18 protein-coding genes are annotated in these 21,412 nt (G+C 54.9%); 10 read left to right on the top strand and 8 right to left on the bottom strand.

What is annotated here, in order from left to right; genetic code table 11:
* Positions 1–63: 63 nt before the first annotated feature.
* From CX650_RS06460 to CX650_RS06420, 9 genes are all read left to right on the top strand, one after another.
* On the top strand, positions 64–633 hold the full coding sequence (locus CX650_RS06460; protein WP_101095342.1) for a SprT family zinc-dependent metalloprotease: 570 nt from the start codon (positions 64–66) through the stop codon (positions 631–633).
* A gap of 113 nt (positions 634–746) precedes the next feature.
* Positions 747–1,484, top strand: a complete 738-nt coding sequence (locus CX650_RS06455) for an endonuclease (protein ID WP_229799989.1) — start codon at positions 747–749, stop codon at positions 1,482–1,484.
* Positions 1,485–1,502: 18 nt separating this feature from the next.
* Positions 1,503–2,234, top strand: a complete 732-nt coding sequence (gene rsmE / locus CX650_RS06450; protein ID WP_101095340.1) for a 16S rRNA (uracil(1498)-N(3))-methyltransferase — start codon at positions 1,503–1,505, stop codon at positions 2,232–2,234.
* Between the two features lie 43 nt (positions 2,235–2,277).
* Positions 2,278–3,237 (top strand): glutathione synthase, encoded by a 960-nt coding sequence (gene gshB / locus CX650_RS06445; RefSeq protein WP_101095339.1) that lies wholly within the window; start codon positions 2,278–2,280, stop codon positions 3,235–3,237.
* A 7-nt stretch (positions 3,238–3,244) separates the two neighbouring features.
* Positions 3,245–4,561 (top strand): alkaline phosphatase, encoded by a 1,317-nt coding sequence (locus CX650_RS06440; protein WP_101095338.1) that lies wholly within the window; start codon positions 3,245–3,247, stop codon positions 4,559–4,561.
* A 124-nt stretch (positions 4,562–4,685) separates the two neighbouring features.
* Positions 4,686–5,720, top strand: coding sequence for a class I SAM-dependent methyltransferase (locus CX650_RS06435; RefSeq protein ID WP_101095396.1), 1,035 nt, complete (start codon positions 4,686–4,688; stop codon positions 5,718–5,720).
* Between the two features lie 316 nt (positions 5,721–6,036).
* Positions 6,037–7,707: a DUF342 domain-containing protein gene (locus tag CX650_RS06430; protein ID WP_101095337.1), complete on the top strand. Its 1,671-nt coding sequence runs from the start codon at positions 6,037–6,039 to the stop codon at positions 7,705–7,707.
* A 103-nt stretch (positions 7,708–7,810) separates the two neighbouring features.
* Entirely contained in the window at positions 7,811–8,173 is a 363-nt protein-coding gene (locus CX650_RS06425; protein ID WP_226684522.1) for a DUF4144 domain-containing protein, read from the top strand.
* Between the two features lie 111 nt (positions 8,174–8,284).
* Positions 8,285–9,316, top strand: coding sequence for a site-2 protease family protein (locus CX650_RS06420; RefSeq protein ID WP_229799986.1), 1,032 nt, complete (start codon positions 8,285–8,287; stop codon positions 9,314–9,316).
* A gap of 49 nt (positions 9,317–9,365) precedes the next feature.
* Here CX650_RS06420 and CX650_RS06415 read toward each other — a convergent pair whose 3' ends face one another.
* The 8 genes from CX650_RS06415 to CX650_RS06380 all read right to left on the bottom strand — a co-directional run bounded on the left by CX650_RS06415 (position 9,366) and on the right by CX650_RS06380 (position 19,323).
* Positions 9,366–10,223, bottom strand: coding sequence for a pirin family protein (locus tag CX650_RS06415; RefSeq protein WP_101095334.1), 858 nt, complete (start codon positions 10,221–10,223; stop codon positions 9,366–9,368).
* A 99-nt stretch (positions 10,224–10,322) separates the two neighbouring features.
* On the bottom strand, positions 10,323–11,246 hold the full coding sequence (locus tag CX650_RS06410; protein ID WP_025008904.1) for a phosphatidate cytidylyltransferase: 924 nt from the start codon (positions 11,244–11,246) through the stop codon (positions 10,323–10,325).
* Positions 11,243–11,881 carry a lysophospholipid acyltransferase family protein gene (locus CX650_RS06405; protein WP_025889733.1) on the bottom strand — a complete coding sequence of 213 codons (639 nt, stop codon included), beginning with the start codon at positions 11,879–11,881 and terminating at the stop codon, positions 11,243–11,245. Before CX650_RS06405 ends, CX650_RS06410 begins: the two co-directional genes overlap by 4 nt.
* A 19-nt stretch (positions 11,882–11,900) precedes the next feature.
* Entirely contained in the window at positions 11,901–12,329 is a 429-nt protein-coding gene (locus tag CX650_RS06400; RefSeq protein ID WP_101095333.1) for a hypothetical protein, read from the bottom strand.
* Complete coding sequence (locus tag CX650_RS06395; RefSeq protein ID WP_101095332.1) at positions 12,322–13,707, bottom strand: phosphatase PAP2/dual specificity phosphatase family protein; 1,386 nt, start codon at positions 13,705–13,707, stop codon at positions 12,322–12,324. Before CX650_RS06395 ends, CX650_RS06400 begins: the two co-directional genes overlap by 8 nt.
* The gene (locus CX650_RS06390) at positions 13,707–15,476 is read right to left on the bottom strand and encodes a bifunctional alpha/beta hydrolase/class I SAM-dependent methyltransferase (protein WP_101095331.1); all 1,770 of its coding nucleotides are present in this window, start codon (positions 15,474–15,476) and stop codon (positions 13,707–13,709) included. The genes CX650_RS06395 and CX650_RS06390 overlap by 1 nt, the downstream gene beginning before the upstream one ends.
* Before the next feature lie 25 nt (positions 15,477–15,501).
* The gene (locus CX650_RS06385; RefSeq protein WP_101095330.1) at positions 15,502–16,116 is read right to left on the bottom strand and encodes a CDP-alcohol phosphatidyltransferase family protein; all 615 of its coding nucleotides are present in this window, start codon (positions 16,114–16,116) and stop codon (positions 15,502–15,504) included.
* 195 nt (positions 16,117–16,311) lie between these two features.
* Positions 16,312–19,323, bottom strand: a complete 3,012-nt coding sequence (locus CX650_RS06380; RefSeq protein WP_101095329.1) for an ImpA family metalloprotease — start codon at positions 19,321–19,323, stop codon at positions 16,312–16,314.
* Positions 19,324–19,570: 247 nt separating this feature from the next.
* On the opposite strand from CX650_RS06380, the gene CX650_RS06375 reads away from it, so the two are divergent.
* Complete coding sequence (locus CX650_RS06375) at positions 19,571–21,169, top strand: TerC family protein (protein WP_071476643.1); 1,599 nt, start codon at positions 19,571–19,573, stop codon at positions 21,167–21,169.
* The last annotated feature ends 243 nt before the right edge of the window (positions 21,170–21,412 follow it).

Raw genomic sequence — 21,412 nt, 5'->3', positions numbered from 1 at the left:
TCATAGAGGCGCGGTTGCGCCTCTGCTTATTTGCCACCAATTCATGCCAATTCGAGTTTTCTCATGCTGAGTCAGTTGTTCAGATCCCTTAAAAGCGCCAGCACAGTTGAATACCATCAAGCGTCTAAACCGCAGCCTGAAGCTGCCGCTAGTGAAGCGCAGCAGGCAGTGCTCGATGCAATAGAGCTTTGCTATCTCAAGGCGGAGGCCGCGCTGGGGCATGCACTAAAGCGCCCCTCGGTCAGCTTTGCCCTGCGAGGCCGCAGCGCCGGTACCGCTCATCCAACCGAGAACCGCTTGCGTTTCAATCCAGTACTGCTGGAGCAAAACCTGCACACCTTCACCCATGAGGTGGTTCCACACGAGATCTGTCACCTGCTCTGCTTCCAACTGCATGGCAAAACCCGACCTCATGGTAAGGAGTGGCAGAGCTTGATGCGACGGATCTACGGTCTGGCACCGCGTACCACTCACTCAATGGATATCAGTTCGGTCAAACCCAGAACCCTACCCTATCAGTGTGGCTGCGGCGTGGTGGAGCTAAGCATCCGCCGCCATAACAAGGTCATGCGGGGTCAGGCTAAATATCAATGCCGCCGCTGCGGCCAACTGCTAAGCCCTCAGCCATCCTGAGCCAAGTTGCCAAGCCTGGCGGCTTCTTTTACTATCTGCTGCAACAATTCCAAGTCTGACACCTGAAGTATCGGCTGTCGGCATCCTTAGCTATGATTTTAGGGAACAGAGTGATTTCATTCCTTCAGCGGCCGCTTGTGGCCCTGCCGCTGCTTTTGGCAGCCTCATCTGTGCTGGCTTCGCCCAGCCATCCAAGCAGTTTTTCCGAAGCAAAAAAACGCGCCAGGACTATCTACAGCCAAACCCTGCCGGCGGTCAGTTTCTACTGTGGCTGCGCCATCAAAATGGAAGGCAAGAAATGGCAGCCTGACTTGGAAAGTTGCGGCTATCAAATCCGCAAACAACAGACCCGTGCCAACCGCATCGAATGGGAGCACATAGTGCCTGCCTGGGAGTTTGGCCATCAGTTGCAGTGCTGGCAAAACGGCGGCCGCAAGAACTGCAGCCGTAACGACAAGACCTTCAAGCGCATGGAGGCCGACCTGCATAATCTGGTGCCCGCCGTGGGTGAGGTCAACGGCGATAGGTCCAACTTCAGGTTCAGCCAGTGGAACGCCAAGCCAAACCAATATGGCCAGTGTCAGATGACAGTCGACTTTAAAGGCCGTAAGGCAGAGCCACCGGCGCAGGCAAGGGGGCGCATCGCCAGAACCTACCTTTATATGCAGCAAACCTATGGGCTCAAAATAGCCTCCAGCCAATTAAAGTTATTCAAGGCGTGGGACAAAAGCTATCCAGTTGATACTATTGAATGCCAACGAGATCAGGCGATTGCCGCCTCTCAGGGCAATCACAATCCATGGGTGCAGGCTGCCTGCAGCCAAAGTGCCTTCAGTGGCAGAACACATTAAGCCTAAGGAACACAGAGCATGAGAGTGCCGAGAATTTATCACCCAGGTCCAATAACCACGGGGCAAGTCCTGTCATTGGATGATGATGCCAGCGCCCATGTCGGCCGAGTGCTGCGGATGTCCAGCGGCGAGCAGATAAGCCTGTTCAATGGCGATGGTAAAGACTATCCGGCCACTATCGTCAGCGCCGGAAAGAAGGCCGTGGATGTGAACGTGCTGTCTGCCATGGACAATCCCTCTGAGTCCCCTCTGGATCTGCACCTGGGACAAGTGATCTCCCGCGGCGATCGCATGGACTTCACCTTGCAAAAATCGGTAGAGTTGGGGGTTAACACCATCACGCCACTGTTTTCAGAGCGTTGCGGCGTTAAACTCAGCGGCGATAGGTTAGAAAAGAAACTGCAGCAGTGGCAAAAAATTGTTATCAGCGCCTGTGAGCAATCCGGCCGTAGCCGGATTCCTGAAGTGAGACCAGTCATGGAGCTGGCCGCTTGGTGCGCCGAGCCAACAACAGCATTGAAACTCAATCTGCATCCCAGAGCCGCTCACGGCATCAATGGCCTTGAGCTGCCAAACAACAAGGTGCGACTCTTGATAGGTCCGGAAGGCGGCCTGTCGGAGCAGGAAATTGCCATGACAGAAACCCAGGCATTTACCGAAGTTCTGCTCGGCCCCAGAGTACTGCGCACCGAAACCGCGGCGCTAACCGCCATTACCGCATTGCAACTCAGATTCGGCGATCTGGGTTAACCATTTTCCGCCCGGTGGGCGTAACGAATAAAGGAAAGGCATCATGATCAAGCTCGGCATAGTGATGGACCCCATCAAGGATATCAACATCAAAAAAGACTCCAGCTTCGCCATGTTGTTGGCGGCGCAGTCCCGCGGCTATGAGCTCTTCTATATGGAGATGCAGGATCTGGCGCTGCTGCAGGGTGAAGCCTGGGCCAAGATGCGGCCACTCAAAGTTCAGGAAGATCCCACTGATTGGTACCAGTTGGGTGAAGCGACCGACACGCCGCTCAAGGAGCTGGATGTGATTCTGATGCGTAAGGATCCACCGTTCGATACCGAATACATCTACGCCACTTACATGCTTGAGCGCGCCGAAGAGGCCGGGGTACTGATAGTCAACAAGCCACAGAGCCTGCGTGATGCCAATGAAAAGCTGTTTACCGCCTGGTTCAGTCAATTCACCCCCACCACACTGGTCAGTAGCGATCCGCAGCGGTTACGCGCTTTCCATGCCCAGCATGGCGATGTGATCCTCAAGCCGCTTGACGGCATGGGCGGCACATCTATATTCAGGGTCAAGCAGAACGATCCCAACCTGGGGGTCATCATAGAAACCCTGACCAACTACGGCCAAAACTATGCCATGGCGCAGGTATTTATTCCTGAGATCACCAAGGGTGACAAGCGTATTCTGGTCATCGACGGCGAGCCTGTCCCCTACTGTTTGGCGCGGATCCCCAAGAAGGGCGAAACCCGCGGTAACCTGGCAGCCGGTGGCAGCGGTGTTGCCCAGCCTCTGTCAGAAAGTGACTGGGCCATTGCCAGAGCCCTGGGCCCAGAGCTTAAAAAGCGCGGCCTGATCTTCGTCGGTCTGGATGTGATCGGGGATAAGCTCACCGAAATCAATGTTACCAGCCCAACTTGCATCAAAGAGATTGAAGCGGCTTTCGATGTCAATATCACCGGCATGCTGATGAATGCCATTGAGCAAAGACTGCAACAAAAACAACAAGGATGAGACTCTGATGAAACTGAGCCAACTCACGGGCGCATTACTGGGACTGTCATTGCTGCTGCCACTGGCAGTCGATGCCAATCAGTTGCCCAATCCCGCCCCTTCCAGACCCCAAAATATCGTGATCATGGTCGGTGATGGCATGGGGCCGGCTTATACCAGCGCCTACCGATATTTCAAAGACAACCCGGATACCGAAGAGATAGAACAGACGGTATTCGATCGCCTGTTGGTCGGTATGGCCAGTACCTACCCCGCCAGAGTCAGTGGCTATGTCACCGACTCCGCCGCCGCGGCAACCGCGCTGGCAACCGGAGTAAAAAGCTATAATGGTGCCATCTCGGTCGACCCCCAGAAGCAGCCGATCCCGACCATAATGGAAAAGGCCAAGCAGCGGGGAATGAGCACAGGAGTGGCGGTCACTTCCCAGATAAATCACGCCACACCGGCGGCCTTTTTGTCTCACAGCGAAAGTCGCAAGCACTATGTCGAGCTGGCCAACAAGTATCTGGAGACGGATGCCGATGTAATGCTTGGGGGGGGCCAGAAATACTTTGATCAGGAACTGCTGGCCAAGTTTGATGCCAAGGGCTATCAAATTTTGCAGGAGTTCAGCGCGCTTGAAAGTATCACACAACCCAAGGTAATGGGCCTGTTTGCCGAAGTGCAATTGCCCTGGGTGCTGGATGACAAGGACGGCCATCGCCTCAGCACCATGACAGGCAAGGCACTGGAGCTCTTGTCACAAAACAACAACGGCTTTGTATTGCTGGTCGAAGGCAGTCTGATCGACTGGGCCGGTCACAACAACGACATCGCCGCCGCCATGGCGGAGATGGATGAATTTGCCCGTACCATGGAAGTGGTCGAGCAGTTCGTACGCCAAAACCCCAATACCCTGATGGTGGCCACCGCAGATCACAATACCGGCGGTCTCTCCATCGGCAGCAAGGGCAAATATGCCTGGAATCCAGAGGTACTCAAGGGGCTCTCTGCCAGTATCGACACTCTGGCCGCCGCGGCGTTGACCGCAGAAGACTGGCAAGCACCGCTGGCTCAAGGCCTGGGTTTTGAGCTGGAACCCGCTTTGCTGGAGCAATTGGCCAAGGCCAGAATGCAAGGCAAAGAGACGCTGGCCAGCGCTATCAAACAGGAAGTGGATCGCCGCTCCAACACAGGCTGGACCACAGGTGGCCATACGGGCACAGATGTGCAGGTGTTTGCCGCAGGCCCGGGCGCCAAGCTGTTTATCGGCAATCAGGACAACACGGATATCGCCTCCAAACTGAGCAGCCTACTGCCCAAGGGGCAACACGCCGCCAAATAAGGCTTGGCCTGGTAAAAGCGGCTGCGGCCGCTTTTTTTGTCTTTGCCGACTATAACTCTTGCCCGCTGCCACCACTGATTGGCTATAATGCGCGGCAGATTTTATCCTTGGAAGTTCTCCTATGTTGCTGACACCGCCATCGCAATTACTGCTGCGCAACAGTGCGCTATTTGAAGGCCAAAGCCTGCTGCTGCTCAACCATGAAAGCGATAGCTGCGCCAGAGAGCTTTTGAAGCTGTGCCCCAGAGTCGATGCCCTGGCGCTGGACTTCAATCACTTCCAACAGCTTAAATCGCAAGCCACAGCCTCGCTTCATTGCTACTTTGGCCACCAATTGCCCCATACAGACAGGTTCGAGACCGTTGTGGTCTACTACCCCAAGGCCAAGCCGCTGCTCGCTTATCTGCTGGAGCTGGCGGCGCTGCACCTGCAACCAGGAGGCCAACTTCTGGTCATAGGGGAAAACAAAGGCGGGATAAAGTCGTTTGCCAAGCAGCAAAGTCGCTGGTTCAGCAATGCAGCCAAACTGGACAACGCCCGTCACTGTCTATTGTTTGCCGCCGAGGCCATCACCAACCCAACTGCGCTGGATATTGAGACCTATGTCAGCCACTACAGCTTGCCTACTCCCCAAGGGGATGTGCAAATCTGCAATATGGCCGGAGTATTCAGTGAAAAACGGCTGGATCTGGGTACTGAGCTGTTGCTGTCTCATCTGCCTAAGCTCGAGGGCCGGGTATTGGACTTTGGCTGCGGCGCCGGAGTGATTGCGGCCGCCCTGCTCAAGGCCCAGCCGGAGCTGACCCTTGAATGTGTCGACATCAATGCCATGGCGCTGCTGTCCTGTGAGCTGACCCTTAAGGCCAATGGCCTTAGCGCCAAAGTCTATCCATCAGATGGCTTGAGCGCCACTCAGGGCGAGTTCGACGCCATCATCTCCAACCCACCGTTTCATGATGGTTTGGCGGCAACTACCCATATTGCCGAAAGCTTTATCGCCGACAGTACCAAAAAACTCACAGAGCGAGGAGTATGGCAGATAGTAGCCAACCGCCACCTGCCTTACAGCGATACAATCGCGGCCCATTTCGGCAAGGTGAATGTCATCGCCGAAAACAACAAATACAAGCTTTACCGGAATATCAGTGACAAAAAGTAGCGCCGAAAATTTTTGGTAACTTTTCGCTAAGAGATCAAAGATTTTTATAAGTATTCAGGGCTATTATCTTTTGAATAACTGCTAATGGGATGTTAACGACAGGCTTCGTTTCGGCGAGCTTATGTTGTTATACTCAATAGCAGTCGGAAAAATAATAATAGTACCGTTCCGCACAGGAGTTGACTCAGTCGATAAGAGCCCCTGTTTTCCTGTTATGTCATGGCACACCCCGCACCATGGACAAACAGTTTCTTACTCGAGTGGCAAACATGTTCAAGCTCCAAAGGAAAGGTATAACTAACCTGGATACTCTAATATGCTGGCGCCGGATCTCGTTGAACTCAGCAGTAACATGCAATTTGCCGAGCTGAGGCTCATCCCCAAAACCCATGGTCCCGTTACCGAGGAAGCCATTCGTCATCTGCTGGCATTACCTGACTTTGCCAAACTTTACCCCCTCGACAGTCAAATTGTTAAAGCCGTCAAAGAGATCAACAAGCTCTATGCCGAAGAAGATGGCCAATTCGAGCAATTTTTTCAGATAGCCGAGTGTCGTGACGGCCAGATATCACTCCAGCCCAGTAAGGACAAGATGCAAGCCACAATGACCCTTACCGCCGCCTGGGGGGGGAAGGAGATCACCCTGCCGGATATCCTTCGCCGTCTCAAGGAAGATAAGATCTGCATGGGGCTGTCGAAAATCAAGATAGAAACCATGCTCAAACGCCTGAAGCAGAGTAAACCCGGTGAAACCATAGAAGGCATCATTGCCTGCGGCAAGGCGGCGGTAAATGGCAACCATGCCAAATTGGACCGCAAAGTGCCCCTGGCCCGTGAACGCCTATTGCATCCGCAAGAACGTGAGGATGGCACTGTGGATATGCGCAACCTAGGCGCCGTCATCATGGTCAATAGCGGCGATCTTTTAATGGAGAAGATCCCCGCCACCCAAGGTACCCCTGGCTACAATGTCTTCGGTGAAGTACTACCGGCCAAGCCAGGTAAAGAGTTGGAGATGGTGATAGGTAAAGGTACAGAACTCAGCGCCAAGGACAGCAATAAGCTTATCGCCACAGTTGCCGGTCAGCCGGTGGAAATCCGCAATGGCATGCAGGTAGATGATGTGCTGCAGATAAAAGATGTCGACGTGGGCTATGGCAACGTCGACTTTAAAGGCAGCATTCTTATCAGTGGCGACGTCCATGAAGGGATGCAAGTCACGAGCAGCGGCGATATCACAGTCATGGGCTTTGTCGACTCGGCATCCCTGACGGCCGAGGGAGATATCACTGTCAGCAAAGGCATCATAGGCAGGCAGATCCGCACCAATGAGCTGTCGACCCAAATAAGAGCCAAGGGGCAAATTTCGGCCCAATTTGTGCAATATTCCGATCTTCAGTGCCAAGGCGATATTTTGGTAACCAAGCAACTGCTGCACAGCCACAGTTGCACCGATGGCAAACTGATAGTCAGCGATGGCAACGGCCGTCGCGGAGACCTGGTGGGCGGAATAGCCAAGGCAGAAAAAGGCATCAAGGCAGTTGCCATAGGCGCCACAGCCGATACCAAGACAGAGCTCTTCTGCGCCATGCGTTTGGGGGAATACCGCCAAAACCTCAAAGAACTCGAAGAGTGTGTTAGGGTTCTGGTAGTGGCCGGGCTGGAAATGGAAGCCCGGCTGAGAAAACTGCCGCCCAAGAGTGAATGGCAAACAGATCCTACCATGGTCGAACAGGTAAAAATGATGCTGCAGGAGAAACATCGTGTCGATGATGAGCGACTGCGGGAAGAAACCGAACTCGATCTACTGAAAGCAGAAACCGAAGGTTACTATCGCCATTACTTTGTCGAAGCCCTGAAGCATGTCTACTCCAATGTGGAAATTCATATAGGCCCGGCCCAGCAGCGCACTCAAAGGGAACATGGCCCCTGCGTGATTGAAAACCAAAATGGAGAAATCCACTTCGATTACAGCAATCGCGGTTAAGCTCAAAGCCGCACGGTTATGGTTCAATCTGACCGGGAAGAAATCATAGCAACACCAAGTCACTGTGTTATGGTATCGGCAACAGCTTATGCATGGATACCCTATGACACAGCCCACCTGGCCCGCCATTCTAAAACCGGCAGATTCAGACGAACTCCTGTTCCTTGAGAATGAAAGAGACTGGTTGGAGTATATCTGCCTACATCAACACCTGAGTTGCCAGGGCGACCAACTGATAGATTCCGGCGGCTTATGCTATCCCATACTTCCGGCCACTCGCTGTGACGAACCTGTACTGGCTTCATTGCCGCAAATAGGCCCGAGCCAGTCTCGACTCGAACTCAAAGATCTCAAGCTGTTGGTACAAAAGCACGCCGCCGCGCTCGGCAGTTGCTGCGTGGCCAAATTAGCCTTTATCACTTTTCCACAAGGGCTGGAGATGGTGCGTTATCTCGACAATCTCTGACAAAGCCCAGCGCCCACGGGTATAATCGGCGCGTTTTCTCTCACCGGAGTCATAGATTTGCAACTTCTGAAAATAGATTGCTTAGGGAAGCCTCTGAGGCTGGAAGGTTCCATGGCAGGTTGGCAACAACTCTTTTGGGATAATCAATTGGTCTCGCAACAAGCCGCCAGCGCCAATGACCAAGACAGCGGCAGCCATGAGTTCAGCCTTAGTCGCACCGATGGCAGCAGCATCAAGGTACGCCTGGAAACCCAGCTCAACTGGCAACCCTTTGAGCTGAGCTATCGTTTGCTCATCGATGAACAAGTCACGATTGAAGGCAGGCGCGATAGCAAAGATATTGAGCGGCAAACACCAGACATAGCGCCGGTGAAACAACAGAAACTGAGTCTGGTGGGGCTGGTGTCTCTGGGCTTTAAGCTGCTCAAGAGTGCCAAGGTAATCAAAGTCGTACTGGCCGGGGCCAGTATTGCCGCTTATTCCTGGCTGTTTTCACTGCAGTTTGCATTGGCCCTTATTGCCTGTCTGGTGTTTCACGAATACGGCCATATCCGGGCGATGAAGTATTTTGGTATGAAAACCAAAGGTATCTACCTCATTCCCTTTATGGGCGGCCTGGCCCTGTCCGATGAGAAGATCAACACCCGCTGGCAAGATGTGGTGATCTCCATCATGGGGCCAACCTTTGGCCTGTTGATGTCGTTGGCGGCACTCGTGGCCTACTGGATCACTGGCAATCCCTTCTTTGCCGGTCTGGCGGCCTTCAACGCCTTACTCAATCTGTTCAACCTATTGCCAATTCTGCCGCTGGACGGCGGACATATTCTCAAGAGCATCAGCTTTTCAATGAACAGCGCCATCGGCCTTATCGCCTGTATTCTCGGTGCCGCCATCGGAGTATTTATCAGCTACAGCCTGGGGCTAGCGCTGCTGGGGTTCCTGTTGCTGATAGGCAGCGCCGAGATTCTGTTTGAGTGGAAACAGCGTCATCAAAGCCATCTGTTGCCGCTGGACAGGTATGGGCAAGTGTTTTCCCTTATCTGGTATTTGTTAACCGTGGCGGCCCTGGTAGGGGTTATCTGGCATCTGGCGGGTAGCGGAGATGATATGCTGGGATTGCCACTCAAGATATTGCAGAGTTGATGCAATATGGCAAACGGCTGCAGTAAAGCAGCCGTCTGTTGCCTATCAGTTAAACGGAACCGGATGGGATCTCACCAAAATCACCGTTTTGGTAATCACGAATGGCCTGCAGGATCTCCGCCTGGGTATTCATCACAAAAGGCCCCATCTGCACCACGGTCTCACCAATAGGGTTACCGGCCAGAATGAGCAGGCCCGCGCCCTTGAAACCGGCTTGCAGCTCAAAAGGATAACGACTGTCGAGCAGCAACATATTACCGGCCGCCAGTTGTTTGCCATCCAGCAGTTGCAATTCACCGCTGTGCAGATAGAGCGCCAGTCGCCCCAGATGACTGAGATCCAACTCGGCTTGGGCTTCCGGCGCCAGCGTCAAATCGGCAATCGCCGCATCGCCGGCCAACCCGGTCAAGGGAGCACTGGCTTCAGTACCGGCGAAACGCCAGTCACCGGCCAGCAGTCTCAGGCTGGCGCCGTCAGTTTCAAGCTGCGGGTGTTCATCGGCATCGCTGTCCTGATACCTGGGCGGCCGCATCTTGTCTTTGGCCGGCATATTGAGCCAGATCTGAAAGCCATGCAGCCCCTCTTTGGCATCAGCCAGCGGCATTTCGGAGTGGACCACGCCGCGGCCGGTACTCATCCACTGCACCTTGCCTTCGCGGATGGCGCGGACATTGCCCAGTTGATCCCTGTGCTCAAAACCGCCCTTGCGGATATAGGTAAAAGTTTCCATACCGCGGTGGGGATGCGGCGGAAAACCGCCGAGATAATCGCGTTCATCGTCGGAGCGGATCTCATCCAGCATCAGATAGGGATCCAGCGCCAGAGCCTGAAAATCGGCGACCCGGCTGATATTGACCCCATCGCCGTCAGAGGTGGGTTGCGCCGGCAGTATTTGCAATATTTTCATCATTGGGCTCCTTCACTTTGGAATAGCCCCAGCTTACTGCCGACAAATAACAACAAAAAGCGCATTTATCCGCTATGAGTCTTCGACTTTATAGAAAGGTCACACCCACCAATAGCGCACCACATGGAAGAAAACCGGCGCGGCAAAACAGACAGAATCCATGCGATCCAGCATGCCGCCGTGGCCCTCTATCATATGGCCCCAATCCTTGACGCCGCGGTCACGCTTGATAGCCGACATCACCAGTCCCCCGGCAAAGCCGAGCAGGTTCACCAGTAAAGCTATGATTGCCGCCTGCCAGGGGGTGAATGGGGTGATCCAAAACAGCGAAGTACCCACCAGCGTCGCCAGCAACACCCCACCGACCAGGCCTTCGAGGGTCTTGGAGGGCGACAGCTTGGGTGCCACCTTGCGTTTGCCAAACAGCTTGCCACAGCAATACTGCAGCACATCGGAGAGTTGCACTACCAGAATAAGCCAGGCGATCAGCAGCAAGTTACGCCCTTCATAGCCCTCTATCTTCAAAGTCATCAGCGCCGGCACCGACGAGACACAATAGACGGCTATCATCAGCCCCCACTGCACCTTGGCGGTACGCTCAAGGTAACGTGTAGTATCGCCGCCAAGTGCTGCCAGAATCGGCATCAGCAGGAACAGATACACGGGAATAAAGATACTGAACATGCCGTACCAATGGATGGCGATCAGCAGATACTGCACCGGCAAGGCAAAATAGAAGGCTGCGACCAGGGCAGGATAGTCGCTGGCCCGAGTCGGTGTCAGGGTTAAAAACTCCCTCAGCGCATAGAAAGATACCAGGGCAAACAGCAATATCACCCCATAGAGCCCGAACAGGAAAGCTATGCCTATGGCCAGCACCATCATCCACCAGGCATCGATTCTGGCGTTGAGATTGGCAATAACGGCGTTGTTGCCCTTACGCCAGGCCAGCAAACGACCTATCAGGGTCGCTACCACCAGCAGTAGGCCTATACCGGCAAACAACCACAGTGTCTGGTTCATACTTCCTCCCGTGACATCGCCAATAGTGCCAAACGCAAACGCTCGAGAAAGGCCACCTTGGTTTCCTGCGGCTGCAGCTTGATAGGCGTGCCAAAACTCAAAGTGCAGAGCAGCGGCAACGGCAGATAACGCCCCTTGGGCATGGCGCGATTGAGGTTGGCAATCCACACGGGGATCAGCTCCAGATCCGGGCGCGAGTGTGCCAGATGATAGATTCCACTCTTGAACGGCAACAATGGCGCCTCGCTCAGATTACGGGTTCCTTCCGGGAAGAAGATCAGCGAGTCGCCCTCGGCCAGCGCCTTTTCCACCGGCGCCAGGGGATTGCCCTCACCATGGCTCTCTCTTGGAATAAGCACGGCATTGAATACCCGCTGAATAATAAAGCGCCTCAGCGCCGTCTTTTGCCAATACTCGGCGCCGGCAACCGGACGTGTCTTGCGTCTCAGCAAAGCAGGCAGTGATGCCCACAGCAACACAAAGTCACCGTGACTGCTGTGATTGGCAAAGTAGAGCCGCTGATTGTGATTGGCGCGGCAGCCAAGCCACAGGGCGCGGGCACCGGTGACCAACCTGGCCGCCGAGGTGATCCCAAAGGCAGTCAATCCCGCGAGCCAGCCGATTAGGGTATCCATAGATAAGGGTAAACTCCTCTTACAGGAAAAAGCGCCAGACGAGTAACAACACCAACGCCGTGGCCTGCCCGGCAAAACAGAGGAACAGACGCTTTAGCAGCGCCTGCGCCCCTTGGGCGCGCAGCAGCATGCTGCGACCGGCCTGCTCTTCTTTGAGCCAGCCGAGCTGCTGCATGCTGTGATCCAAACGTTCGCAGGAATGCTCCCCTGCCAGGGCGGCAAACAGCTTGGCATCCAGCGCCACTCTGAGGCCGAAATACTGTCCGCCCAGTCCTAAAAGCACCATCAACAGGGCACTAAGCAGTTCCGGCCATCCCTGAAGCTTGCCGCCCCAGAGAAGCAGCAAAGGTGCCAACATCAAAACCGCACTAAACCAGCGCAGCGGCGCGGCATTGCCCAATAAAGTGGCCACCAATTTAGCCAGTTCCCGCTGCTGCGACTCAGGCATGTTGCACCTCTGGCGGGCAAAAACCGGACTTGAGCCGCTCCAGGTAAGCCAGAGTCTCTGGCTTGAAAACCACCTTGGGCCTAACGGCGGCAATCATCTTTGCGGCATCCTGGGCACTGCCGGCCCGACCGCTCAGCAGCAACCAGGCCGCCAATATCAGGGCGCTACGGCCATAACCCAAGGCGCAACATACAAGTAGAGTACCTGAGGTGCGCAAACACTCGAGCCGCCTGACCGCTTCCAGGCAGTCCTGTTCATCCGGCAAGCATAAATCCAGCATGGGCATGGGCTGATACCATTTGAGCCTGCCTTCGGTCATCCCCCGGGCGGGTGTAAGCAAAGCCTTACCCGAATAGGGGAAAGGCAACTCGGCGCAGAGATCCAATATGGCATCATATTGCTGCGCTTCACTCATGGTGGGCATGCGCCCAAGCCAAACCCCGGGCAGCACCTCTTGCGCCGCCACCTGGCCACAGGTCCAGAAACGGATATTGAGCCAGGCAAACAACCGGTAAGGTAATAACAGCCAGCGACAGGCGAAGCTGGGATGGCCCAGCTCACTCTTTTGAAAACCCGCGGCGGCAAACAGGAGATAATTGAGCGCCACCATGGCCAGCGCCAAGGCCAGCCAAAACAGCAGCATGCCAAAGAGACTCATGGGCCAGAGCAAGGCCGCGAGCAGCAGCAAGACGGCGCCCACGCCATAAGCCGCTGCCAGCTTGAGCCTGCAAGTTTCCCTCGCCAAACTCAAGCGGCTGAACGAATGTCGTGGCCACAGCCAGAGGCAGAACAGACCGGCCGCCAGCCCTGTGGGCAGGTCGATAAAATGATGTTGCCAGGTCGTCAGCACAGACAGGCCAATCAAGGCAAACCAGCCGTGGAGCAGATAACGCCAGGCGCCCTTGGCCCGCTGACTGTATTCACTCCAGAGCACCACCAAGAGCGCGATGTGCAAAGAGGGCGCCTGATTGAAAGGCTTATCAAACCCCATCAGGAGATCGAACAAACCACCAAAAACGCCGTCGAGCGGCGGGCGCTCAAAACTGAATTTAAGGGGCCAGATGAGAAAACAGCCGATACACAGAAGCTGTACGCTCAGCAGCCTGAGCCCCAGTCTGTCTATCCCCTTGCGGCTGAGGGGGAGCAGAAACGCCAGGCCGTAGAGAAGATCTATCGACCAGTAAGGCACTATGGTCCAGGGCCAGAGCGGAATGGCATGCTCCCAGGAAAACACCAGACTGGGAACCTCACTTTGCTGCGAGGCATACCAATTGGCAAAACCATAGCTGGCAAAGAAAAACGGCGCCAACAACGCCAGCCAAAGCAGGCCCCGGCGAATGGTGCCGACCTCGCGTCGACGGGCGGGCAGCTCAGGCATCAGTCGGCCTTACGCGCCATGGACACGGTAAATATGCCCCACTCATCCACTCTTTGAGTCAACTTGTGAAAACCGTTGGCTTTGGTCAGTTGATCCATCTCCTGCTGACTGCGGCGACGCATCACCCAAGGCTGACCGTCTCTGTGGCTGGTCAGGGCCCGGCCGATGAATTCCAGCTGCGGATGCCAGGGCTGGCCCGTGTAGATAAGCAGGCCTCCTGGCGCCAGCGCCGCGGCGATACCCGCCAGGGAGCGGGACACCATCTCATTGTCACCAAACAGCTCGTAAAGGCCGGAGACTACCGCCAGGGTTGGCTTGGGCTCGACCGCCGCCAGCGAATCAAAGTCGAAGGCATCGCCCTTTTCAAAGCGCACTATGTCACTGAGGCCAAGCTCATCGATGAGGGCGCGGCCGTCGCGGATATTGATATCACTGTAATCACGCAGCAGTACAGAATCGGGCTTGATATCGCTGTTCGCCAGGCTCTCCAGCAGATAGCGGCCATGTCCGGCGGCCACATCCATCAAATGCAGCGGCTTTTCTTCCTTTCTCAGCGTCGACAGCGCCTGCGCCAGCAGCTCTTCGATATGGCGTTTACGCTGGCGTATGCCGCGCCAGCCAATGGCATTGAGATATTGTTTGTCGACAAAGCGGCCAAACTCGCCCTTGCCGGAGGGGGTGTTGCGATAGACATAGTCCAGGGTGCTGCCAGAGTCGAAGCCGCGCTCGAACCCCAGAGCAATGCCCTCTGAGTATTTCTCCCCCAGCTTCATCACTGCGCGGGTGGCTTGCCAGTACTTGGCCTGCCAGGAAGCCTCGGGCAGAGGGGCGGCGAGCGATTCACTTTCTGCGCAGCTCGGGCCGAATTTATCTTGCTGCAACAAATTCACAGCTGCCTGCGGCGAGGCGATATTGGCCCGCAAGAAGCGTCTGATCCTGGCTATCGGGTCAGCCCGGTCCAGCTCTCCCAGGGTGTCATGATAAAAACCGGGCAACAGGTGCAATTCTTTACGCTGGGAACCCAAACGCTCAAAAAACTGCTGCTGCGGCTTGCGCCGAACCACATAGTCGGCGCCCGAGATCAGTACCTGAGTCGGTACAGTAATCGCCTGGGCATTGGCCACCACCCTTTCGGCGGCATCATAGAGTCCCAACAACACATTGACCGAGATCGGTCTGGCGATCAGTGGGTCAGTCTCAAAGCTGTATTGTCTGGCGGGGTCATGGGTCAACAGCTTGGCCTTAACATAGCTGTTGACGAAAAAGTTGCCCTTGAGGCTCCTCAGCAACTTGAGCCCAGGGATAGCAAAAGGCACATAGAGTTTGACACTGAAGGCCGGCGACGCCAGCACCAGCGCACGAATAGCAGGCGCATAGTCATGCACCCAGGTGCTGGCCAGCACGGCGCCGACACTTTGGGCCACCACGCACAGCTGCTCTTGGCTGAAACCATGTTTGCGCTCTATGTGTTCGACAAAGGTTTGAATGTCGCGGACACTGGTAGCAAAGGAGGGGCTGTCGCCTCTGGCGCCCGGTGATTGCCCATGACCACGGGCATCCCAGGCGAAAAAAGCCTGCTCAGGCAGCGCCAATTCATCCACCAGGTGCGCCATTCTGCCACCGTGTTCATGGCCACGGTGGAACAGCAACACGGCCCCGGATTCCTCTTGTTCATTGGTTTCCAGCGCCGGCCAGAAACGATAAAACAGCTGGAATCCATCATGGGTAGTAAAAAAGTGTTCCTCGGGTACCCTTGCGGCATTATCCATATAATTCATTCCTTTGATAACCAACTTAACTTGCGCTCTCGCCCTGCTTCAAACCGGATTTTACCCGGTTGAATATGGTCAGACAGAGTAACAGGAGCACCAATGACAGGATCAAATTGAGCCAGAATGGCGTCAACCAACCCAAGGCGACAGCCAGCCCCAGAATACCGAAGACAAACGCGCGATCGCTCTTGCCCATGGGGCCATCATAGCGGCGCTCTGCCCCCACCATCAGGCCGAGCACCCCGGCGTATTCACTGGCAACGGCCAGTAAGGTCAGGGCGATCACCAGCGCAGGTTCCACACCACCGAGCAAGGCGAAAGGCAGATAGAGTATCGCATCCGAAACGATATCGGCGAGCTCATTGAGATAGGCGCCGAGACGGGATTGCTGCCCAAACTCACGGGCCAACATGCCATCTATGGCATTGAGCGCCATTCTTTTCAGCATCCAAATAGGGATGAGAGCAAAGAGCCAAGGATGAGGCCAGATAAGCAACAGGGTTCCCAGCAGTATAGAACCCAGCGCCGCCAACACTGTGACTTGATTGGCGCTGACGCCGCGCCGATACAGACGGGTAACCAGTGGCCTCAGTAGGCCCTGAAAGCGGGATTTCAACTGATAAACAGACAAACTCATTGGCTACAACATCCTAATCGAGAAAGAAAAGTTCTCACAGTCATCCTTGAGTCTCGCGCAAATGACCAAAGTGCACTATGCCTGATTTTTAATATGCTTCAAAGTGCTTGGGGGAAAAAGCCGCGGCTGAATCACGCCCCAACCGCAACGCCTCCGAAAAGAGGGAAAGAGCGCTAAAGCGCCCTTTCCTCTCTGTTACCAATTGGCATCCAGAGTGAGCTTGGGCACCGCCAGCTCAGCACATTGGCTCGAAAGGCGATAAAACACGGCTTCGGCGGTCGGGTAACCATAGGCAGCTACCTGGTTGGCGGCCTGGGCCTGATAGCGCACACCCCAGAGATCGAACCAGGGACGCATATCCAGTTGCAGCAACTTCGACAGGCTGAGCAGCATAAAGTCGTTGCCATCCAGGTTCGGGGCATAAATATAACTGCTCATGCCCAGTGCATCCCTCATCTCGCCCCAGCGAGCGACATCGGCAATCGCATGGCTGAACAGACGCTCATGCAGATAAAGCAAGGTGAAAATCTGCCAGCCGTTATCCAAACCGGCATGTTCTTCGGCCAATGCCGCCAGCTGCAGATAGAAATCCAGCCTGGGCCCGGCGTTGTCATAGGTGCCGGTCTGACTCCAGAGCTTTTCGTAGACAGAAGTCACAGGATCGCTGCTGTTTTGCGCCTGTTTCAGCCACTCGAACGTGGTTTGAGGCGACTGGCGATCGCAGCTGGCGATCCGCTCACCACTATCTTTAAAGCGTTGCCAACCCTTGTACAGCGGGAAAATATTATTGGAGACTTCACCGGAGCGGCCACCATAGATTTTCAGCCGGTTCCGCTGCAGATTGTGGCCTATCTCGTGACTCTCGCCCCAGCCGAAGGGACTCAATACCCAGGCTTGATCATAGGGGTTACCCGAGCAGCCGCCACCACAGTGTGCCGCCTCATCGACATTGATGTGCTGCACCTTGGGTTTGGCATGGATCAGTTCATTTTGGCAATCCCAACCCAGCAGGGCGCAGCGGGCGGCCACGCTGGGTGCCAGCGCCAGTCCTTCACCACTGAAGCCGGCCAGATCGTAGGTCCCCTTGATCATATAGCGCCAAACATCATTCAGGGCCTGCTCCACATCGCCGCGGTACGGCTCGGCATAGATGAACTGTTTCATCATATGTTTGCGGGAGTTAACTTCGACAAAGTCGGTGCGCAGCCCGGCCCAGCTCAGCGGGCTGGTTTCAAGCGCCGTCAAATAACCACTCGCTTGGTTGAAATCCTTGAGGTAGGGATAGGCCAGTACATTTTGCGCTTCAACACTCACCACGCCCTCACCGGCCGGCAGTTGCAGCATCAAAGTCCCGCCATAAGGGCTACTCAGGGTCAGAGGTTGCCCGGGTTTCAAGGTCAGCTCGACCGAGCGCAAAAATTTGGGGCGCTGGTATCCCTGGTTATTGAATTCCCGGGTTGAGCCGGTTCTCTGGGTATTGATAAAGGCCTTGACCGTCAGCGGCAGTGTGTCTTTGCGCTCGAGACGCACACTCTGGCCGGGTAACAAGTAAAAACCGCTGCCGCGATAACCACTCTCTTTACTCAGTGCCATTTCCAGGCTGACGTTCTCAAGAGTCAGCGTTTGCGGCAAAGGATCGCTGAAATTGCCCAAATCCGGCTGCGCTGGATTATTCCCCCTCAAATACAGCGCCAAGTGGTCGGCCAGGTAGGCCGCCAGAAAACGCCCTTGCGGCGTGGTGTCCTTATCCATGGGATAAGCTATGTCGGCACGGTAAAGATCGCCAAGCAACACAAAGAGTTTCAGCAGCCTGCGCCCCTCGTTGCCGAACAACATCTGACCACGGCTATCCAGTTGATTAAGTGAATTTTTAAGCGCTCTGGCACCTGCAAGAAACTCAGACTCAAAGCCGTTGACCTTGTCACAGCTCACTTTACCCACATAGGTGTCACAGCCGGACCAGTCAAAGTTGAAGTCATCATCAATAAAGTGCTGTGTCAGGCGCTGCTCACCGCCAAGCAGCGGGAAAGCGGCCGCCATGGCCGTGGCCGAAGACCAATCGGCAGCGGCGCTGGCCCAGAAGTTACCGCCATAGTGCAAACTGACTCCCATGGTTCCGGCAATGGCGTCGGCCACCGCATTGGTCGCTTCATACCAGTTGTGCTGATAATAGAGTGCCTTGCCCGATGCCAGCGCCCGGGAATAGACACCGGCTATCTGCCCGGCATCGGTATCGGCCGCGCGCCAGCCACTGATTAACAACTGGGCATCGGCGATACAGGCTTCCAAAGTAGCGACCTGATTACAACTCTTGATGGTCCAATTGGGAAACCGCCCTTGCAACCAACTGCGACTGGCACTCTCCTGGCCACCAAGAAAGCTCAAGGACACGGTCAATGGTTGCTGCAATTCTGCCGCTTGTGCTCTGTTCAGCAACCAAGCCAGCAGATTATCATTGGCTGGCTCCATGGCGGTGAGTTCACCGGCATGGAAACGGGCAAACAGATGGGTACCAAAGGCCGCAAAGCGCCCGGTATGCTGCTCGCCGGCGACGGCCAATACCTGCCCCGTGTTGGCACGCAGCAGAGGTGTGGCGATTTCCGGCTCGATGATATTGAACAATTGAGTTCGGTTGCCTGGAGCATAGGCCAGCGCCGTATCGGCAAATACCCTTTGCCGCAGGGCTTGCTCATTCGAGCGCAGCTGCGTTATCTCTGCGGCAATCGCCTCAAGCAGAGTATCCGGGTCCAGCCCGCTTGCATCACCGCTTGCCAGCGCCCGCTCCAGAGGGCTTTGACCGTCCACGCCAAAAACTGCCAACTTGAGGCTGACGCTGCCACCACGGCCATCACTAACCTGCAATAGCCCTTGATCGCTGCCCTTGGCATCTTTATCTGCTTTGTAGCTCAGTATATCGCCATCGAGACTGAACTGCCCCAGCTTGCCCTGCTCGGCAATGCTGGCCTGCAAGGGATCGCCATCGGGATCTGACACATAACCTTGCCAGTTGACCGTAATGCTCTGCAGCAAGCTGTCATAAGCCAGCTGAATATCGTCACCCTTAGGTGCTTGATTAACGCCAGCAGGCGGCTTCAGATTATCACCGCTTGACCCGGCGCCACTTTCATCATCACCACCGCCGCAAGCGCCAAGCAGTAAACTACCCAGTAATATAGAGTGCAGCAACAGAGGTTTTTTTCTTGCCATCACAGATGTTTCCCATTTGTTATTCCGGGTTAATTCTAAAGTCTGCTATGGAAAGATAAAACCTTTATAATCAACTTTTTAAGCAACTATCAATGCGTAAATTTTATGACTCAAAGGCAGTTTTTTGACACTCATTCAAGCGCTGCAGCACCGGCAAAGGATTAACCAAAATTAATTCAGCATTTCGCCCAAGTTGTGCTGCAATAGGCCCAAGTTAAACCCATTTTGAGGCCCTTGGTTCACCACTATGGAACTTTTGCTCGACCCACACATATGGATCGGACTCTTTACCCTTATCATCCTCGAGATAGTTCTCGGCATAGACAACCTGGTATTTATTGCCATTCTGGTTAAAAAACTCCCTCAACATCAAAGAGACAAAGCCCGGGTCATAGGCCTGTCGCTGGCCTTATTGATGCGCCTTGGCCTATTGGCCGTGGTGTCCTGGCTGGTCACCCTCAACCAACCTTTGTTCAGCCTTGCCAATTTCAGTTTTTCCGGACGGGATCTGATCCTGATATCCGGAGGTCTGTTCCTGCTGTTCAAGGCCACCAGCGAACTGCATGAAAGGCTGGAGTCCAAAGAGCCGGAAATTGGCCAGAAAGTCGCCTATGCCAGCTTTGGCATAGTTGTGACCCAGATACTGGTGCTGGATGCGGTATTCTCCATCGACTCCATCATCACCGCGGTCGGCATGGTGGATGAACTCTGGGTGATGATGACAGCCGTAGTGGTAGCCATGACTGTGATGTTGCTGGCTTCCAAACCACTGACTCGCTTTGTCAATGCCCACCCAACCGTGGTGGTGCTCTGTCTCAGTTTCCTGTTGATGATAGGTTTCAGCCTGGTGGCCGAAGGCTTTGGTTTCCATATTCCAAAAGGCTATCTGTATGCCGCCATAGGTTTCTCCATCATGATCGAGTTCTTCAACCAGTTGGGGCAACGCAGGTTCGAACAACGTGAAGCCCGTAAACCCTTGAGGGACAGGACAGCCAACGCTATTTTCAAGCTGATGGGCGGCAAGAAACAGTTTGAGGAATTTGACGAAGATGAAGAACTGCCAAACGACGAGCGTGCCCTGAGCAAGTGCTTTGCTGAAGACGAGCGCAACATGGTCGGTGAAGTGCTGACTCTGGCGGAGCGCCGCATCAAGAGCATTATGACGCCGCGAGCCGAAATAAGCTGGGTTAACCTCAGCCACAGCCCCGAGCAGATAAAACAACAACTGCATGGCGACAGATTCAGCCAGTATCCCCTGTGTGACGGCGATATAGACAAGGTCGTGGCACTGGTGAGTGCCAAGGAGTTGCTGGCCGCCATAGAGCAACAACGGCCACTGCAGAGTCTGCGCCCCGGCCACAAGCCGGTGATAGTGCCGAAAAGCATCAGCGTGTTCCGTTTGTTGGAAGAGCTAAAGCGCGCCAAGGCCGACATGGCGTTGGTCACAGACGAATTCGGTGCCCTATTGGGACTGGTCACCGGCCACGACATTCTCGAAGCCATAGTCGGCGAACTGCCCCAGGAAGATGAGGCCGAAGAGATCCGCATCGATGGCGATGGTTGGCGCGCTCGCGGCAGCATTAACCTGCATCAGTTAGGGAAGCTCCTGGGCTACGATGAACTCGAAAGCCATAATCACGAGTATGTGACCCTCGCGGGCATGTTGCTGGCACGCTTTGGCCGGATCCCGGAAGCAGGCAGTGTGCTGACTATAGAGCCCTGGCGCTTTGAAGTCACTGAGATGAATCAGCACCAGATAGCCGAAGTCAAAATAAGCCGTCTGGATCAGCAAACTGAAAACAGCCCTGCCAACGACGGCTCCTATCAAACGCTAGTAGAAAACTGATCCACAAGCGCCGATAGCCAAACAAAATTTGCGGTTATCGGCGCTGTTTTTACGACAACCCGCCTTTCCGCCATTTGTTGATCACCTAGCTCCTTCGGGCACTCCGGCTCCATCGGACAATTCCCAAACTTAAGTAGTCACCCGCGAATAATTAGACAAACCCAAGCCGTGAACGCGATAATCCCTCCCCAATATCACTTTTATCAGACATTTTCGGTTCAAAGAGCACTAAAAGTATGAAGA

The sequence above is a fragment of the Shewanella indica genome (assembly GCF_002836975.1).
Lineage (GTDB): Bacteria > Pseudomonadota > Gammaproteobacteria > Enterobacterales > Shewanellaceae > Shewanella > Shewanella indica.
This window is presented reverse-complemented; position numbering and strand designations above follow the sequence as displayed.

Bases quoted from the DNA above. Each gene is read 5' to 3' on its own strand.
- CX650_RS06460 (WP_101095342.1), top strand. From the start codon at position 64: ATGCTGAGTCAGTTGTTCAGATCCCTTAAAAGCGCCAGCACAGTTGAA.
- rsmE (WP_101095340.1), top strand. From the start codon at position 1,503: ATGAGAGTGCCGAGAATTTATCACCCAGGTCCAATAACCACGGGGCAA.
- gshB (WP_101095339.1), top strand. From the start codon at position 2,278: ATGATCAAGCTCGGCATAGTGATGGACCCCATCAAGGATATCAACATC.
- CX650_RS06440 (WP_101095338.1), top strand. From the start codon at position 3,245: ATGAAACTGAGCCAACTCACGGGCGCATTACTGGGACTGTCATTGCTG.
- CX650_RS06430 (WP_101095337.1), top strand. From the start codon at position 6,037: ATGCTGGCGCCGGATCTCGTTGAACTCAGCAGTAACATGCAATTTGCC.
- CX650_RS06425 (WP_226684522.1), top strand. From the start codon at position 7,811: ATGACACAGCCCACCTGGCCCGCCATTCTAAAACCGGCAGATTCAGAC.
- CX650_RS06420 (WP_229799986.1), top strand. From the start codon at position 8,285: ATGGCAGGTTGGCAACAACTCTTTTGGGATAATCAATTGGTCTCGCAA.
- CX650_RS06415 (WP_101095334.1), bottom strand. From the start codon at position 10,223: ATGAAAATATTGCAAATACTGCCGGCGCAACCCACCTCTGACGGCGAT.
- CX650_RS06410 (WP_025008904.1), bottom strand. From the start codon at position 11,246: ATGAACCAGACACTGTGGTTGTTTGCCGGTATAGGCCTACTGCTGGTG.
- CX650_RS06405 (WP_025889733.1), bottom strand. From the start codon at position 11,881: ATGGATACCCTAATCGGCTGGCTCGCGGGATTGACTGCCTTTGGGATC.
- CX650_RS06400 (WP_101095333.1), bottom strand. From the start codon at position 12,329: ATGCCTGAGTCGCAGCAGCGGGAACTGGCTAAATTGGTGGCCACTTTA.
- CX650_RS06395 (WP_101095332.1), bottom strand. From the start codon at position 13,707: ATGCCTGAGCTGCCCGCCCGTCGACGCGAGGTCGGCACCATTCGCCGG.
- CX650_RS06390 (WP_101095331.1), bottom strand. From the start codon at position 15,476: ATGGATAATGCCGCAAGGGTACCCGAGGAACACTTTTTTACTACCCAT.
- CX650_RS06385 (WP_101095330.1), bottom strand. From the start codon at position 16,116: ATGAGTTTGTCTGTTTATCAGTTGAAATCCCGCTTTCAGGGCCTACTG.
- CX650_RS06380 (WP_101095329.1), bottom strand. From the start codon at position 19,323: ATGGCAAGAAAAAAACCTCTGTTGCTGCACTCTATATTACTGGGTAGT.
- CX650_RS06375 (WP_071476643.1), top strand. From the start codon at position 19,571: ATGGAACTTTTGCTCGACCCACACATATGGATCGGACTCTTTACCCTT.